This is a genomic window from Streptomyces sp. NBC_00009 (genome assembly GCF_045040855.1).
Classification (GTDB): Bacteria; Actinomycetota; Actinomycetes; order Streptomycetales; family Streptomycetaceae; genus Streptomyces; species Streptomyces aureus.
On record NZ_CP108312.1, the window covers coordinates 22,697 to 38,680 of the forward strand.

The 15,984-nt window shown below is 66.4% G+C and carries 13 protein-coding genes and 3 pseudogenes; 8 read left to right on the plus strand and 8 right to left on the minus strand.

The window, feature by feature from the left end; genetic code table 11:
• Window positions 1-48: 48 nt before the first annotated feature.
• On the plus strand, window positions 49-1,659 hold the full coding sequence (locus OHA58_RS00075; protein ID WP_405474920.1) for a hypothetical protein: 1,611 nt from the start codon (window positions 49-51) through the stop codon (window positions 1,657-1,659).
• A 177-nt stretch (window positions 1,660-1,836) separates the two neighbouring features.
• The gene (locus OHA58_RS00080; RefSeq protein ID WP_405474922.1) at window positions 1,837-2,268 is read left to right on the plus strand and encodes a DUF6281 family protein; all 432 of its coding nucleotides are present in this window, start codon (window positions 1,837-1,839) and stop codon (window positions 2,266-2,268) included.
• Between the two features lie 7 nt (window positions 2,269-2,275).
• Here the strand turns inward: OHA58_RS00080 and OHA58_RS00085 are convergent.
• Window positions 2,276-2,557: pseudogene (locus tag OHA58_RS00085) on the minus strand (transposase); the annotation flags it as partial.
• Between the two features lie 24 nt (window positions 2,558-2,581).
• Between OHA58_RS00085 and OHA58_RS00090 the strand changes: the two are divergent.
• Window positions 2,582-3,199 (plus strand): transposase, encoded by a 618-nt coding sequence (locus OHA58_RS00090; protein WP_405474925.1) that lies wholly within the window; start codon window positions 2,582-2,584, stop codon window positions 3,197-3,199.
• Here the strand turns inward: OHA58_RS00090 and OHA58_RS00095 are convergent.
• The 3 genes and pseudogenes from OHA58_RS00095 to OHA58_RS00105 form a co-directional block, all read right to left on the minus strand.
• A complete protein-coding gene (locus tag OHA58_RS00095) occupies window positions 3,176-3,589 on the minus strand; it encodes a transposase (protein WP_405474927.1) in 414 nt (137 codons plus the stop codon). The two genes, OHA58_RS00090 and OHA58_RS00095, sit on opposite strands and share 24 nt — an antisense overlap.
• Window positions 3,590-3,615: 26 nt before the next feature.
• Window positions 3,616-3,729, minus strand: a pseudogene (locus OHA58_RS00100) (transposase); the annotation flags it as partial.
• Between the two features lie 229 nt (window positions 3,730-3,958).
• Window positions 3,959-5,644, minus strand: a complete 1,686-nt coding sequence (locus OHA58_RS00105; protein WP_405474929.1) for a hypothetical protein — start codon at window positions 5,642-5,644, stop codon at window positions 3,959-3,961.
• Window positions 5,645-6,453: 809 nt separating this feature from the next.
• On the opposite strand from OHA58_RS00105, the gene OHA58_RS00110 reads away from it, so the two are divergent.
• Complete coding sequence (locus tag OHA58_RS00110) at window positions 6,454-7,626, plus strand: hypothetical protein (RefSeq protein WP_405474931.1); 1,173 nt, start codon at window positions 6,454-6,456, stop codon at window positions 7,624-7,626.
• 17 nt (window positions 7,627-7,643) lie between these two features.
• Here OHA58_RS00110 and OHA58_RS00115 read toward each other — a convergent pair whose 3' ends face one another.
• The gene (locus OHA58_RS00115) at window positions 7,644-7,952 is read right to left on the minus strand and encodes a hypothetical protein (RefSeq protein ID WP_405474933.1); all 309 of its coding nucleotides are present in this window, start codon (window positions 7,950-7,952) and stop codon (window positions 7,644-7,646) included.
• A 473-nt stretch (window positions 7,953-8,425) separates the two neighbouring features.
• Between OHA58_RS00115 and OHA58_RS00120 the strand changes: the two genes are divergently transcribed.
• The gene (locus OHA58_RS00120; RefSeq protein WP_405474935.1) at window positions 8,426-8,791 is read left to right on the plus strand and encodes a hypothetical protein; all 366 of its coding nucleotides are present in this window, start codon (window positions 8,426-8,428) and stop codon (window positions 8,789-8,791) included.
• Window positions 8,792-9,125: 334 nt separating this feature from the next.
• Here the strand turns inward: OHA58_RS00120 and OHA58_RS00125 are convergent, their stop codons facing one another.
• A complete protein-coding gene (locus OHA58_RS00125) occupies window positions 9,126-10,238 on the minus strand; it encodes an MBL fold metallo-hydrolase (protein ID WP_405474937.1) in 1,113 nt (370 codons plus the stop codon).
• A 465-nt stretch (window positions 10,239-10,703) separates the two neighbouring features.
• Window positions 10,704-11,011, minus strand: a pseudogene (locus OHA58_RS00130) (transposase); the annotation flags it as partial.
• A gap of 399 nt (window positions 11,012-11,410) precedes the next feature.
• On the opposite strand from OHA58_RS00130, the gene OHA58_RS00135 reads away from it, so the two are divergent.
• The 3 genes from OHA58_RS00135 (at window position 11,411) to OHA58_RS00145 (ending at window position 13,014) form a co-directional block, all read left to right on the plus strand.
• Complete coding sequence (locus OHA58_RS00135; protein WP_405474939.1) at window positions 11,411-11,824, plus strand: nuclear transport factor 2 family protein; 414 nt, start codon at window positions 11,411-11,413, stop codon at window positions 11,822-11,824.
• A 253-nt stretch (window positions 11,825-12,077) separates the two neighbouring features.
• The gene (locus OHA58_RS00140; protein ID WP_405484653.1) at window positions 12,078-12,668 is read left to right on the plus strand and encodes a short chain dehydrogenase; all 591 of its coding nucleotides are present in this window, start codon (window positions 12,078-12,080) and stop codon (window positions 12,666-12,668) included.
• A gap of 34 nt (window positions 12,669-12,702) precedes the next feature.
• Window positions 12,703-13,014, plus strand: a complete 312-nt coding sequence (locus OHA58_RS00145) for a helix-turn-helix domain-containing protein (RefSeq protein WP_405474941.1) — start codon at window positions 12,703-12,705, stop codon at window positions 13,012-13,014.
• Between the two features lie 405 nt (window positions 13,015-13,419).
• Here OHA58_RS00145 and OHA58_RS00150 read toward each other — a convergent pair whose 3' ends face one another.
• On the minus strand, window positions 13,420-15,918 hold the full coding sequence (locus tag OHA58_RS00150) for a sugar phosphate nucleotidyltransferase (protein WP_405474943.1): 2,499 nt from the start codon (window positions 15,916-15,918) through the stop codon (window positions 13,420-13,422).
• Between the last annotated feature and the right edge of the window lie 66 nt (window positions 15,919-15,984).

The following is a 15,984-nucleotide window of genomic DNA, read 5'->3' on the forward strand; positions in this document are numbered from 1 at the left end:
GGCGGTGCCCCCGTATGGTCCGCCAGATCCGTGCAGGAGGTTCGCACCATGGCAAGCGCGCTTATCGCTCCGATCCGCTCCCGCCGCACAACGGCCCCGTCTGGCAGTGATGGTGACGGTCCCCGCGAGGCTCCGCCGCAAGCCTTCACCATTCGTGCCGCGGTGCTGGTCCGTGTACGCGGCGGGGAGGAGGACACCGCCCGTGAGCAGTGGGAGCGGTGCGGGCTGTTGTTCTCCCGCGTGGACGATGCCCGGCAGGATGAGGCGACGGCGCTCTACCGGGTGGAGGTGCGTCTGCAGGGAAGCCGATGGGGCGCGTTGAGCGAGGCTGAACGCCGCGTCATGGCGGCGCTCGCAGGCCGGGTGACGGCACATATCGGAGACGCCACACTGCTGGAGCCCGAGGAGGCACGAACGGCTTCCAGTACCTGGCACGTGCACCGGAAGGCTGCCTGGGGACCGGGCTGGGCCACACGGCTGTGGGTGTCGGTGGGGGCAGCGGACGTGCACCGGCGGGTGCGTTTGGACGGTCCGGGCACGCGCGAGGAGGCTTTAGCGGCTCTTCGCCTGCAGCCGGACTTGGGGGGTGTGGAATTTGACGAGGACCGTCATGACCTGCGTCCCGGAATCGCCTCAGCCCATGCCCTGCGTCCGCAGGAGCCCACTCCCTGGTACGCCCGGGCCTGGGGGCTTGCCGGCATGGCAGTTGGCGCCGCCGCCATGATCTTTGGCTGGGTGCTGGCAGGATTGGGCCTGTGGTGGCAAGTCGTGCTGACGCCGCTGCTGCCTCTGTCGGCGTGGTGGGTGGGCGCATGGATCGCCGACCGGGAACGGCACTCCCGAATGATCGTCTGGCTGTGCGGGCTGACACTCGTCGGCAGTACCAGCTCCTGCGGCTTCATGATCCAGCTGCTTTCCCCGGCGCTAGGAAGCGTGGGCGTTCTGCGGCCGCCAGGGGTACTACTGTGCGGGCTGCTGGTGCTGCGTGGCTGTACTTACGCGCTGCGCCAGAGCTGGTTCTCCCGCAACGTTGCTGCCCTGCTGCCGATCGCCGTTCTCCCCCTGGCGTGGGTGCTGCCCTGGATGGGACGGCTTGTGCAGGGTGTCTACCTGACTGTGTGCCTTGGTGTCCCTCTCACAGCCGCCAACGTCGATCCCCTGTGGATGTATCTGGCCGGCGTGAAACCGGCGGGCCTGTGCATCGCGGCCGCGCTGTGCGGGCTGGGCGTGCTCGGCTGGGTTCGGCACTTCTACTGGATCAGCGGCTCGAAGGCGTACTGCATCGTCGTGGTCAGCACATTCACCCTGCTGACGATGGTGGTGGCCTTGATCGTGGGGCTGTCCTCAGCCACCGCGGCGGCACATCGCACCGCCGCACAGTCTGCGGCCGGGCATGACCCTTCGTCATTCTTCGGCATCAGCGCCCGTCTGGTCTGCGTGAGTCCGCTCGATGCAGCACACACGGCCGTACAGCCAGGGCCGTTGCCCACCGGCCACCCGGTCCTCGCATTCGACGTCACCGGCGACGAGACCTGGCTGTGGGATCCACAGCGGGCCAAAGGCACAGGCGACCTCACGAAGCGGGCGCTGCGCGTGCGCACCGATCAGATCGTCACCCGACCCGCAGCCCGTGGAGCCCACACCTGTCCCCCGCTCTAGGGTCTCTCGTTTGGATCATGCGAGAAGGGCGAGTCACCCAAAGCGGAACGAACCAGTTCGCCTCGAGCTCCGTCATGGTCATGAATGGATCGGGAGCCGCGCCCGGGGTCCGAACTCCCCATGCGTCATGCGGTACCCGGTGAGACGGAGCGCGCACGCTCCAGAAGGAGCCCACCGATGCGAATCAGCAGCTCAAGCCGACGCAACGCCGCCATGTCGACGCGGTCGCGGCGGCTGCCGTGGTACTCGGGCATGATCATGGTCGTGGCCGCGCTGACGACCGCCTGCACGGCGCAGGGCGGTGGCGGAGAGGCCGAAGGGTCATGCGCGATCGCTGCCATGTACGGGGGCCGCACCTACACGCAGGTGGCCAACGTCGACTTCACCGTTGGCGAAGCACTCGGCCCTGCCGAGTTCCCGCCCTGCGATGACACGCCGGGCCACGACGACGATGCCGCAGGGCCCGAACCGACCACGGCCTATGCCGTCGACGGCTTGAATCCACGTATCGCCATTGCGATGCGGTACACCTCGCACGAGGTCATGCTCCTTGCCGTCCAACCCGGTGGCAGCCTGCCTCCGGAGGTCAAGACCCTGACACGAGGCTAGGGTTGGATCAGCGTGTGGACCAGAGGAAGATGCCTGCGATGTGGAGTCCGGCCAGGTAGATGGTCGCGGTCTTCTCGTAGCGGGTGGCGATGCCTCGCCACTGCTTCAGGCGGTTGATGCACCGCTCGACAGTGTTGCGCTGCTTGTATGCCTCCCGGTCGAAGGCAGACAATCTGCCACCGGCCCGTCCGCGCCGCATCCGGTTGGCCCGCTGGTCGGCCCGTTCCGGGATCACTGCGCGGATACCGCGTCTGCGCAGATGGTCCCGGATCTCGCGGGAGGAGTACGCCTAATAGGCGTTGAGGACTGGGAGTTGGATCAGCTCTGGGCAGGGGTCGAGACCGACCGCCTGCTCGAAGTGTTCCGCCGGACCTGGCTTCGTCAGCCGGCTTTGGTGGAAACGGCGATGGGACACCAAACACTTGCCTTGCTCGCCCAGCTCGAAGCCGCCTGCAAGGCCTGCGACGAGCTGGCGAGCGCCACCGAGGAGCTCTTCCTGCAGCACCCCGACGCGGCGATCATCACGAGCTTCCCGGGTCTCGCCGCGCTGACCGGCGCCCGGCTCCTCGCCGAAATTGGCGACGACCGCACCCGGTTCGACACAGCCCGCGATCTGAAGGCTTACGCCGGAAGTGCCCCCGTGACGCGCGAGTCCGGCAAAAGCCGCCGCGTCAGCCACCGCCGGATCAAGAACAGCCGCCTGGCCGCAACCGGCCGGCACTGGGCTTTCGCCGCACTCACTGCCTCAATCGGCGCCCACGACCACTACAACCGCCGAAGGGAGACCGGCGATCGCTACTACGCGGCTCTCCGAAACCTTTTCAACCGCATGCTCGGCCAGCTCCACCACTGCCTGACCACCCGCCAGAGGTTCAACGAGGCGCTCGCATTCGCCCCACCGAAACCATCACCACTCACCGCAGCTGCTTGACCCGATAGCTGCATGGGGTGTCTTGTCGGCCAGGACCATGTCCGGCCTGGTGCGGGGCCGTCCACGGCGGCGGGGAACGCGCAGGCGGGCCATGACGTCCGTGAATGCGGGTGCGTCCCCGGCCTGTCCGGCGGTGAGGACGAACGCGAGTGGCCGGCAACGGCCGTCGGCCGCGAGGTGGATCTTCGTGGTCAGTCTGCCGCGGGAGCGGCCGATGGCGTGGTTGTCCGGCTCACAGTCCGGAGCCCCTTTTTGCGGGCTCCGGACTGTGAGCTGGTGAGCGCGCACGATCGTGGAGTCCACCGAGACGGCCCAGGCCAGGTCCTCGCCCGCGTCGGCCTGGTCACCAGGGCGGTGAACACCCGCTCCCAGGTGCCGTCGACGGCCCACATCCGCAGCCGGTTGTAGACGCCCCGCCAGTTGCCGTACTTCTCCGGCAGGTGCACCCACTGGGTCCCGGTCTGAAACTTGAAGGCGATCGCGTCAATCACCTCACGGTGATCTCGCCACCGGCCACCCCGCTTCGGCATCCGGTCCGGAAGTAACGGCTCGATCCGCGCCCACTGCGCATCAGTCAACGGCACACCCGGACCAACGACCGACTGATCCAAACGAAACCGCCTAGGCCTGCCGCCCCGCGCAGGGCCGGTGTGGCAGGACGCGCGTGGTGAGCGACGATGCCTGGTCCGCTCTCCTGTCGTCCACCGATCACTGGCCGTCTGCCACTGCCTAGCTTCTGTCGTGCCCCGTGCTGCGCGGTCAGGGGGTGCTGTCGGTGAGCCAGTACGGGTCCCAACACGACTGAGGCGGTCGGGTGACGAGGTGCATGCGCAGGCCGCGGGGTCCGTGGACGCCGGCGTCTGGAAGGTCGATAAGCCAGTCGAGGATGGGGTCGGGGACCTGGTCTGGGGCATCGAGGTCGGCCAGGAGGGCATCCGGACCGCGCTCGTCGTAGGGCGATGGCAGGGTCAGGCCCGCGGCCACGGCGTCGTCAATGATGCGGCGGCAGATGCTGTGCCAGCGGCCCTGTCCCCACCAGGAGTCGGTGTAGCTGGTGGAACCGCCGATGCTCATCAGGATCAACGTGGTCTGGGGGCCGAGGACCTCGTGGTCGAGCTGGCGCCAGCGGTCGAGTTCTGCGGTGACGGTGGCGGCTACCTGCTTCCAGCCCGGGCCGAACAGGGAATGGACCGGGGTGCCGTCGGCAAGGGCCCACTGCGGATCCATCAGAGCATCCTTGATGCTGTGCCAGTCGATGCCCTCCGCGGGGCAGATGTGCTGTTGGGTGACGCGAGTGACGGCGATGTTGACACGGGCCATCAGCACGTCGGTGTCCAGGTGGTGGTCTTCCACCGCGGTGTTGTTGCGCCAGCACCAGGCGGCCACCCCCAGCGCTGCCGCGTCCGGCACAATGTCGGGCTCGACGTTCCGGCCGTCCATGCCGACCACCCAGTCCAGGTAGGCGCTCAACCATTCGTTCTCGGTGACCTCCTGGAGCAGATCGGCCAGCGGCAACCGCCGAAAGTCCGCAGCCGGCTGGAAGATCCGGCGGACTCTGCGCAGGGCGAACTCCTGCTTGGCCTCCGGCGGTGCCGTGTCAGCGACAAGGACGTGAGCGGCATCCAGCAGCCCGGCTTCTCCGGCGGCGGCCTCGACGGCGGTGACGGCCTGCTCCCCGGAGGCGGCGACGGGGATCTCGATGCTGTCCTCCAGCAGGGAATAGGACTCGGGCCACTCTCCCGTCACGTCGTCGAAGGGCTGCAGGGCCAACACGCCCCGGTGGGGGTGGTATTCGACGCCCACGCCGCCGTCGCCGCGCCACAGGGCGGCGAACAACAGCGCGCCCTCCTGCTCATCGAAGTCGCTGTCCCACTCCTGCGGCAGGTCGAAACCTGCCCACTCCAGCGCAGCCAGCAGCTCCTCCAACCGCGCCACGTAGGTCTCCCAGTCGCGGCCTGAGGGAGGGGACACGGCAACGGCCGCACTGTCTGACGGTGCCGCCTCGGTGGGGTGGCTGCCGGCGGCTGGCGCAGGTACGTGCGCCGGGTGAAGTCCGGTCCGTGGGGCGATCATCTCGCGGAGCCTGCTGGCCTGCTCGGCGATCTGCTGGCGTTCGGCGGAGCGGCAGCGTGCGCACAGATAGCGGTACTCGTGGCCGAAGCGCGCCGAATAGCGGGTCAGGGAGCGCGTCTTGCCGCAGTCGGGGCACGGGCCGTGCCCGCTCTTGGGCCACCACAGCCACCACTGGCCTTCGTAGTCGCCGGGCTTAGGCACCACTCCCCTGCCGACGAGGACTTCCGCCAGCCGCCGCATGCTGCTGTCACCGAGATGGCGCGGCACCTGCGCGTACAGCAGGTCGTGGGCGGCCAGCAGCACGGCGTCCGCGACGCTCTGGCCGGTCTCAGTGCGGCGCAGCACGCCCAGTGCCGCGGCCAGTTCAGTCACCCCGGAGCTGTGCATGTTTGCGGGGCGGCCCTCGCGTAAGGCCAGAGCTTTGGCAGCATCGAGGTCAGCTGGTGAAGGTGCAGGAATCGTCACATGCGGAGAATAATCCCGCCCTCTGACAGCATGGGCTGGCGAGGTGCGGAAACGAGACTGTGGGACTTTTTCGCTCCCATGGCTGAGCCACAAGCGGTATAACTGCGCACATCCCTGCAGCATGCTTCCGCTGACTCGAGACTGCCACGCATCTCCGCCAGGCTTGGGACCATGTGCGGCCTCTCACATCCCAGGGACGGCCTGCCTTCTGCGTGAGTTGCGGCAGCACTGGCCGCGCTTGCTGCGGTAGACGGTCCACCCCGCCCTCCAGGCTCGGGGCAGGAAGCGGAAAACTCACGCGCTCGAAGAGCCGGTCTATACGCGCGGATTGCACGTCGCAAGAGCGCAATTCAGTCCGATCCCTCGTCGCCGTCCCACTGGTATCTCCGGTTCGTCGTGCTCCCGGCCCTCAAGTCCAAAGCCGTCGACCGCCACCGCACTGGCTGGGGGACGGTCGCTCGCTTCCTGGCGGCGCCCCGGCAGGGCTGACGGATCGTCATGTCCGCCTTGCGTTCCCACAAACGACGTGCATCGCCAGCTGTTCTCCCTAGGCTGCTACCACGAACGCCATGGCCCTCATCGGCGGCCTCACAGCCGCCGAACAGCGCGGTGGCCTGGCAGTGGGGTGCGTTCCCACGCGATTCTCATCGTCTGTCTCTTCGGCGGGCACATTGGTCTCGGGACAAGCTGTCGACCCAGAGGAGGCCCGGCAGTTGATGGTGCGCAACGGATGCCTGCCGACGACCGTGTTCCAGAAGGCCACGGCGCCCTGGCCGAGCATCTGTGACCGCTGCAAGGGCCCCATCAAACCAACCTACGACAGCATCGCCACCAAGGCCCGGCGCTGGGGGGACGCACCCCGTGGGTGCCGCCCGTGCGCGGATCGTGAACGCGCCGAGAAGTTCAGACTGGGCGAGGACGAACTGGCCAGGACGATCGCCAAGGCCAACATCCAGCTGCTGGAGCCGTACACGAACAACAGAACCTCTGTTGGGAGCCTGTGCCTCAATGAGGGGTGTCCGCGTGCCGGCAAGCCGATCAAGGTATCCATCAAGACGGTCCGGCAGGGTGCCATGGCCTGCAAGTACTGCGCCCGGCGGGCCATCGACCCGGACGTCGCCGTCACTGTCATGCGCGACAAGGGGTGTGTGGAGCCCAGTACTGTCTATGCGCGTGTGGACGTGCCGTGGCCGGGCACATGCCTGCGCTGCCAGCGCGCGGTCAAGCCACGACTGCACGACGTGATGCAGGGGCAGGGCGCCTGCATGTACTGCGCGCCGAACACTCCCCTGTCCCTCGAGCAGGCGTGGGCGCGCGCGATCGCGTATCGGTTCCGCCCCGACGATCCTGAGGGGTTCAAGAACACCAACGCCTCGTGGGCGGGCACCTGTTTGAACTGCGACGGACCGGTTAATCCGGCGCTCGGCAATCTCTACCGCGGCCAGGGCGCCTGCAACTCCCGCGTCTGCAAGGTGACCGGCTTCAAGGACAGCGAGCCGGGCATCGTCTACCTCCTGCAGCGGACGTCCGGTCCGGCCATGGCGAAGATCGGAATCTGCGAGGACTCGGACCGCAACACCAGGCTGCGGATCCACCGCCACAACGGCTGGGAGGTCGTCTACACCCGCGAGTTTCGAGTCGGGCTGCACGCCCGGCTGGTGGAAGCAGCGGTCAAACGGCTGTGGTTCGGTGAGCGCGCCTGGAAGAACGGCGCGGCTCGCGGCGAACAGTGGAGCGACGGCTACACGGAGACAGTGCTGCTCGAGGACCCGGCGCGCGGTCAGCCTTGGTCGCTTCTGACGCCAGTGGCGCTGTGGACGGACGTGGCGACGTTGACCGAGAGGCTCGGGTTCGACCTGGACGAGCAGCGGGCGGGGGAAAGGGCGTGATCGCTGCTCCGTGGCGGTCACGCCCAGTGCTCAGGCGGCTGTTCAGGCGGAGAAGCCGATTTCATGACGTGTTCGTAGGCGCCGTACTCGGAGCCGAGGTCGGCGGTGATGTCGTCGAACCAGGCCGTGTCCATGGCCTGATCGTCATCGGTCGCCCACACGTCGATCATCCGGTCCCACTGCCGGACGTTCAGGGTGCGGAGGGAGACGTCGCGCTGGAGGGGCAGGTGACTGGGTCTGGTTGAGGGGTTGGAACTCGATTCGGGTGCCGCGGCCTTGCCGTTGAGACGCTGCAGCAGGTGGCGGGCGACGTTGTGGCCGGGCACCCGCAGGTAGGCGGACTCCAGCTTCGCCAGGCTCTTCCTCTACGGTGCAGCCGTGCCCTGCGGGTCACGTTCTGGGTACCGCATCAATGCATGGGGAGGTGCACCGCGAGCACCTTGGCGCAGCCGACACTGGAGCTGTCCGAACCGTCCGCGGGACACCGCCCTGCCCCCTCTCACATCTGGCGCTGTACACCGCCGGCGCCGTCGGCCTGCGGGCCGGGGGCTTCTCCGTGCTCAGCAGCGTGCCGGGGCTCCACACGCCGATCGATTGAGGCCATGCGGCATTTGCTGCGGTGTCGGAGTGAACTGGCCGAGGTTGTCGGCTCCTTCAGCCCCAGGCGGGCCGTGAAGAATTGCGGTCTGGGTTGAGCAGAAGCCGGTCGCAATCGTTCTTGTAAGCACGTTTGGGCAGGCCGACATCACCGATGTGCGTAGCGTGGCCGCTGCCGAGCAGCGTGTTGGAAGGCAGTCCCATGAATGAATCTGTCGCTGATCTCCTGTCTATCCGCGCCAGGTACGCGGCCGTGGTGAAGGACGACTTGGAGCTCATCACGAAAGAGCGTGAGCGGATCCAAATCGATATCGCCGCTTTGCAGGACCAGTTGCGCCTCCTCGAGGACGGCCAGGCCTGGCTGGTGGGCTTGCAGAACAACAAGCAGCCCCTGCTGGGGCCGGACGCTGGCGCGGGCGGCGTTCAAGTGGAGATCGCTGCTGAGGCAGCTCCCTGTGGTGGGGACGTTGGACAGGGACCTGCACCCCCGACGGCCGTGTCCCCCGAGACGGTGTCCGAGGCGCCGACGTTGCGGGATCTGAGGCTGGTACGGCGGCGATGTGGGTGAGGAGGTTTCCGCTTTCCGCACGTGATCGCCGGATTTGTGCTGGTCGGGCATGAGCTCTGCTTGAAGCAGCGGAAGCCGCGCTTCAAGCGGCTGGCCGAGTCTAGTGAGACGGTGGCCGAGGTACTGGCGAAGCACCCGACGGGCAGGCGGGCCGGATCCGGGGTTGCTCGCCGGCGTGATCTGCTCGGTCAAAGACGTGACTTGCTCACCGGAACGAGGACGGAGCGACAACGGGCACCTCGACAGCTGCACTCGGCCTGCGGAACAGCCCCGAGCATGCCCGCTGATCACGCTGTCGCACCGGGGAACGCCGCGATCCCTGGCAGAGCCGGGCTCAGGGGAGGGTGCCGAAGGGGCCGAGGACTTTGTGGTCGAGCCGCAGGGATTCGACCATGGTCCAGGCATTGTCGAAGGTGAAGACGTCGGCGCCGCCGAGCCGGCTGGTCCAGGCCGGGGTGACGGCGTCGGCCGTAGTCTGGGTGAGGATGTCGAGGTACTCCTTGAACACGGCCCAGGGGTTGCCCGGGTACTTGGCGAAGAGGGGGCCCACGTTGACGAATTCGGTGATGGCCTTCCTGCCGTAGTGCTCCAGGTCGCGCAGGTACTCTTGCTGGATCTCGACGTCCTGCCGGGTACCCAGACGGGTCAGGTGCCCGCCGATGTAGGTCTTGAAGTCGAACTCCAGGAGCTGGTTGTGCGCGTTGAGCCAGCCGGGGATGTTGGTGGACACGACGAGGTTCCTGAACGGGACCCAGCCGGGGTAGACGATGTCCACGACGTTCAGGACCCTCTGCCGCGGCGCGTAGATGAACAGGTTGTCCTGGCTGTGGTTGGGGCCCTTGTAGTGGAGCTCCAGGACCTGGTCGTCCACCTCCAGACGGTAGCTGCTGGAGACAGAGCGGTTCGGCATCGGCGGCCGGCTGGACTCGGGTACCTGCTTCAGCAGGTGGGCGGTCTGCTCGTGGGCGATGATCACTAGCTTCGGGAGGCTCGCGTCGCGGAGCTTGTCCGCCGCGCCGATGTGGTCCGCGTGGTAGTGGGAGTACACCAGGTGGCTGATACGGGCACCCGGTGCCACCTCCTCGATCGCGCGGAGGATGTTGCCCCCCAGCGTCGGGGGAGCGTCCACGACGATGACACGCTGCCCCTCGTGGTGGTGACGTTTGGTCACCAGGAACATGATCTGGTAAAAGCCGTCCGTCAGCCAGTACAGCCGCTTGCCGATCTCCTGGACCAGATAACCCTTCGCGGGGATCTGCGGACCGATTGCGGTGGGCGGAACGGGCGCGTACGCGCCCGGTGCGGCAGCGGCCGCAGCGGGGTCTGCGAGTACGGATTGCAGCGCGGGTACCGACGCTGCCAGTGCCGAGTACTTCAGGAAGCTGCGACGGCTGGCCGGGTCGTGAGCGACGGAGGGAACGGGTTCCCCGCCAGGAGTTGTCGTCATGGCCTCTCCCAGAGGTGTGCGTCCGAATCGACGGGTGTGGCAGCCCTCCTGCCGTCAGAGCAGCCCACTGCAACCCGTAGCCGACGCAAACTGGAAGGGCGGGGCAAATCTAGGTGCTGCACCGCGCTTCATCGATGAGCCACGCTGAGCCAGTTTTCCAACCTGTGCAGCAATGCGGATCAACCACATCGTTCGGACGGCACCCTGCCGAGGAGGAAGCGGACGACGACCGCCAACAGGACCGCGCCGCCCGTTTGGGGACACTGTCACGTTGTCGGTTGCGCGATCGGCTGATGCTGCGTCAGGGCGGGAGGGGGCGTCGGCTGCCTGCTGCTCAGGCTGTGGTGGGCATGCCGGTGGTGCCGGTGATGTGGTTCCAGATGGTGAAGCGGATCATCATTTCGAAGCGGTAGCGGCGGGCGGTCATGAGATTACGCTTGGGTCTGAAGTGGGGTGAGATCCCGGTGAACGCGGACAGGAAGCGCTGCGCTCCGCTGGCGGAGCGGAATCCCTTTCATCGCGCGTTCCTGCTGCCGGGTGGGCTGGTGGGAGTTCTCCGCCCGGTTGTTGAGTCCCTTGTGGGAGCGGTGCTCGGCCGAGGGCATCACCTCCCGGTGCGCGGCACCATAGGAGGCCAGCTTGCCCGTCACGATCACTCGCGGCACCTGGCCGGTGGTCTTCATCAGCCGGCGGAAGAAACGCCTGGCGGCAGCCTTGTCCCGCCTGTTCTGGACGAGGATGTCCAGGACCGCGCCGTCGGTGTCGACGGCCCGTCACAGGTATTTCCACCAACACCGTTAGGTCTGTGACCCGCGGTGCAACCCCACTATGAGCGCCAAGCGGGGCCCGAGTTCAACCCGGTCGAGGGCGTCTGGTCACACCTGAAACGGTCGCTGGCCAACCTCACCAAACAGAGCCTCGACAAGCTCACCGCGCTGGTGAAGATCCGGTCAAACGGATGCAGTACCGACCCGGCCTCATCGACGGCCTCATCGCCAAGACCGGCCTCGACTTCCAACCGCCGAAACCTCAGCCGTTGAAGATCTCTAGAGCAGCAGAGGGGTGGTCAGGCACGGCTGGGCATGCCGCTTGCCTATGGGTGCGGCTATTGGACGGGGACTTCGGGGCTGGCGAGACTTGGACGGAGGTGGACGAGCGATCGGAGCGGACGCATGGACATACATACGGGTAGCGTCGAAATAAATCTCGCGACGGTGCAGAAATTCTTCGAGTATTACGCCACCAGCAACCACGAAGCCCTGCGGAGCGAGGTTCTTTCAGAGGGGGCCGCGTGGATCGTCCCGGGGAACCATCCGCTGTCGGGTGTCCATGTGGGCCTGACCCAGATTATCCACTATTACGAATGTCTGGCGTTTGCGGATCTGCGGGTCGAGACCCTCGTCAGTCAAGCCGATGAGAACTGGGCGATCGAACTACAGCGCGTGCAGGCAGCCGGGGTTGGCGGCTGTGGAACGGTGATGACCTGGCTCGTGTCTTATCGCTTCCAGGATGGCCGAATCGTCGAGGGTCGCCACATCCCGACAGAGCAGGCTTTGGCAGATCAGTTCTTCCGAGGGTTCACCTGATCAGGCTCGGCCCAGAACCCAGGTGGCCGGCGAGAGTATCGGCCGACCGCCGAGTTGTAGTTAGTATTTCCATATTAGACGAATTGACTCATCGCGCGTTTCTGCTTATATTGCATTGCGGTTCGCAGGAGCGGCACGTGCCCGCGATTTTTCGCAGAACAGTACTCTTTCCCCCTTGGAATCGCGGATAGATCTGCAGAGCGAATTATCTCGACAGCTGCGAACTTGCACCTCATCGCAATGGAGAGCCACTCTGAAGATCATCGTTATCGGCGCCAGCGGAACTATCGGCTCAGCCGTCTCCTCGGCTCTCGAGGACAGGCATCAGGTGGTCCGCGCCTCACGCCGGGGGCCCGTGCACGTCGATATGACAGATAGCGCATCAATTGATGCAATGTTGACCTCGGTGGGCGAGGTGGATGCCGTCATTTGTTGCGCTGCGAGCGGTTGCCTGGCCGGTCTTGAGGAGCCCGACGACCAGGAGTTCTTCCGGGGACTCGAGGGCAAACTGCTCGGGCAGGTTCATCTGGTCCGACGTGCTCTGATGCACCTGTCGGACCAGGGGTCAGTGACACTGACCTCTGGTCCCGGCCGGGTAGCTGCTCCGGGCATAACGTTCGGCGCCCTGGTCAATAGCGGGCTGTCCGCCTTTGTGGTCGCAGCTGCACAGGAGATGCCGCGCGGGACTCGCATCAACGCGGTCAGCCCCGGGTGGGTTTCTGAGACGCTCGCGAGCATGGGTCAGGACGAACTCGACGGCATGCCCGCCGCCGACGTCGCACGCGCTTATGTGCGCCTCGTCGAGGGCGGTGAGCAGGGACAGGTGGTGTCGATCAGCCGCTAGTGTCCCGCGCCGGAGATCCGTCGTCAGTTTGTGTATGACTGCTTCTTCAGATGCGCAGGTGCCACGTCGTGGCCCGAAGTCGGAGCCGTTGTTGCTGTCCGCTGATGAGCGTGTGGTCTTGGGACGTTGGGCCCGGCGGGCGTCATCTGCGCAGGCAGTGGCTTTGCGGGCGCGCATCGTGCTGGCGTGTGCCAGGGCTGATGTCCCACCGATCGTTGCGGTGGCGCGGGAGTTGCGGATCGCGGCGGACACGGTCCGCACGTGGCGTCGCCGGTTCCTGGCCGGCCGGCTGGACGGGTTGGTGGACGAGCCCCGGCCGGGCCCGGCCGCCCACCATCAGCGTTGAGCAGGTGGAAGCAGTCGTGGTCAGCACGCTGAAGGAGATTCCGAAGGGCGCCACCCACGAGTCGCGTTCATCGATGGCCGACTGTAGGGGTCTGTCGAGTCGGCGGTGGGCCGGATCTGGCGAAAGTTCCAGCTCAAGCCGCATCTGACCGACACCTTCAAGCTGTCGACGGACCCGTTGTTCGTGGGGAAGGTCTACGACGTGGTGGGGCTGTATTTCAACCCGCCCGAAGGCGCGGTGGTGTTGTCGGTGGACGAGAAGTCCCAGATCCAGGCCCTGGACCGCTCTCAGCCGGTGTTGCCGATGATGCCGGGTATGCCCGAGCGCCGCGCACATCAGCGTCATCCCCCACGCCTGGTGGCAAGCCTGGCACCTCTCGCTCTGGACGAGGTGCCAGGCTCCTGCTCACACAGTGGCTTCCGCAACGCGGCCGGCCCATTTGTCCAGGAGCTTTTGGGAGTTGGCCAGGGTGGGGGCCTCGGCCCACACTCGCGTGACTGCGAGGCTGGCGTCAGGGAGAACCAGAGCCCAGCTTCCGTCGGGTTCGACGATGCGGACGCCGTCGGAGGTGGTGTCCACCACGTGGTCACCGTCTGCTTCGGCGATGCTACGCATGACGATCCCCTTTGCGGACCATGGTGTGGGTACTTCGCGCTGTATGAGCCGATCTTCGGGCAGCAGAGCGTCGAGCTCGCTCAGGGTCAGACTTGACTCTGCCAGGTGGTTGATCATGGTGGTGAAGGCTGCCATCCCGTCGAAGGGTGCGCCGACCCCCGGCACGATGTACCCGCCGCTGCCGTCACCGGCGAGAATGGTGTCTGGCCGGGTCGCCGCTTGCGCGAGGTCTGCAGGAGACGTGCCGACCCATTGAACACGAGCCCCGTATCTGGCTGCCAGGTCCTCTGCGGTCCGGGAGATGGTGACGGGCAAAACGATGCGGCCGCCTTCATGATGGCGAGCGGCAAGTGCGACCTGGAGCAGGATCGCTCGGCGGTCGTCGATGACGCTGCCTTGGTCATCGACCAGGGTGAGCCGTTCGCCGACGGGGTCGAAGCGCACTCCGATGGATGCCTTTGACGAGCGGACCATGTCGCCGAGCCGAGTCAGGGCTTCGGCGTGTTCGGTGTCTGTCTCGGTGGGACGGGCGTCCGTGACACCGGTGTTGAGGACGAGGGCGTCGATGCCGAGTTTTCCGATCAGGTCAGGCAGGGAGTGGCTGACGGAGCCGTGGGCTGCGTCGATGACTGCCTTCACTGCGGAGTTGGTGAGTTTGCCGACGGTGATCTGAGTGGTGAGCGAGTCGGCGTAGGTGTCGAGCGCGGAGGGAGGCCGGGTGATGTCGCCGATCTCGCCGGGGAAGGCGCGCCTGTACTCCTGGCGTGCGTAGACGCGGTCGAGCTTTCGCTTGGCGGCCTCGCTCAGGTCGGCGCCGTCGCTGTCGAGGAAGAGGATCTCGACGGAGTCCGGTTCGGCGTGCATGGTGCGGACGTAGATTCCGCCGACGGCCGTGATGTGGGTCTGCTGGCGTGCCACGGGCATGGGGACTGTGTCGAGGGCAAGCACGTTGATGGCGCTGGTCTGGAGTGCGGAGGCTATGCAGTGTGTGAGTGCGCGGGCACCGCGGGAGTGGTCGCTGCCGAGAGCGACGGTGTCGCCCTTCTTCAGGGTTGAGGCGTACGCGGCAGTGAGTCGAACGGCGAGTTCTGGGGTGATGTCGACGTTGAGGATGCCGTCCACGCCGCGTTGACCGAAGAGTTGGGCCTGTCCACGCGTCTGCCAGACGACTGAGGCGTTCACGCAGGCTGCGTCCTCGATGTGCTTGGAGGGGTAGATGCGGACCCCGCCGGCGACGATGGATGCCGCTCCGATCCTGCAGTCGTCGCCGATGACGACGCCGGGTTCGATGCGGGCGGCGTGCATGACGTCGGTGTTCTTGCCGATGACGGCGGCCTGCACGTGTGTGTCGGGGGCGATGAAGACGTTCTCGTGGAGGACTGCCTCATCCAGTACTGCCCGGCTTTGGACCACTGCACCGCGTCCGACCACCGTGCGGCTGCGGACTTCGGCCTTGGCCTCGATCTTTGCGTTGGCGCCGATGTACAGCGGGGCAGTCAGGACCGCGTCGGGGTGGATCTCTGCGCCTTCGCCGATCCAGATGCCGGGCGAGAGTTCGAATCCAAGGTCTTCGACCTGGACCTTGCCGTCCAGCACGTCCAGTTGCGCCTGGGCGTAGCTGTTGTGGCTTCCGATGTCCTCCCAGTAGCCGTCGGCGACGTATCCGTAGAGGGGTTTGCCTTCGGCGAGGAGCTGGGGAAAGACATCGCCCGACCAGTCGACCTGTTTGTCTGCGGCGACGTAGTCGAGGATCTCTGGCTCCATGATGTAGATGCCTGTGTTGACGGTGTCGGTGAACACCTGCCCCCAGGTCGGCTTCTCGAGGAAGCGTTCGATGCGTCCCTCTGCGTCGACCACGGTGATCCCGAACTCCAGGGGGTCTGGGACTCGTGTGAGGCAGACGGTGACCAGGGCCCCCTTCTCGCGGTGGAAGCGGATGGCGTCCGTGAGGTCGAGGTCGGTCAGCGCGTCCCCGGAGATGACGACGAAGGGGTCTCCCCTCAGTGTCTCTTCGGCGTTCTTGACGCTGCCCGCGGTACCGAGAGGCTGCTCTTCGTGGGCGTAGGTCAGCTTGAGGCCGAGTTCGTCGCCGTCGCCGAAGTGGTTTTTGATGAGCGAGGCGAGGAACTGCACGGTGACCACGACATCGGTGATTCCGTGGCGCTTCACCAGGTGCAGCACGTGCTCCATGACGGGCCGGTCGACCACGGGCAGAAGGGGTTTGGGAAGGTTGGAGGTCATGGGACGAAGGCGGGTGCCTTCGCCGCCGGCCATCACAACGGCTTTCACGGCGCTGACTCCTTATGGGTGAAGGTCGCCTGCGGTCGGATCGTGCGACCACGTGCTGTCGGAAGT

What these genes read in the sequence shown, in the direction of transcription:
- OHA58_RS00125 (WP_405474937.1), bottom strand. Translation starts at nt 10,238, where the DNA reads ATGACGACAACTCCTGGCGGGGAACCCGTTCCCTCCGTCGCTCACGAC.
- OHA58_RS00075 (WP_405474920.1), top strand. Translation starts at nt 49, where the DNA reads ATGGCAAGCGCGCTTATCGCTCCGATCCGCTCCCGCCGCACAACGGCC.
- OHA58_RS00110 (WP_405474931.1), top strand. Translation starts at nt 6,454, where the DNA reads ATGGTGCGCAACGGATGCCTGCCGACGACCGTGTTCCAGAAGGCCACG.
- OHA58_RS00135 (WP_405474939.1), top strand. Translation starts at nt 11,411, where the DNA reads ATGGACATACATACGGGTAGCGTCGAAATAAATCTCGCGACGGTGCAG.
- OHA58_RS00145 (WP_405474941.1), top strand. Translation starts at nt 12,703, where the DNA reads ATGACTGCTTCTTCAGATGCGCAGGTGCCACGTCGTGGCCCGAAGTCG.
- OHA58_RS00120 (WP_405474935.1), top strand. Translation starts at nt 8,426, where the DNA reads ATGAATGAATCTGTCGCTGATCTCCTGTCTATCCGCGCCAGGTACGCG.
- OHA58_RS00080 (WP_405474922.1), top strand. Translation starts at nt 1,837, where the DNA reads ATGCGAATCAGCAGCTCAAGCCGACGCAACGCCGCCATGTCGACGCGG.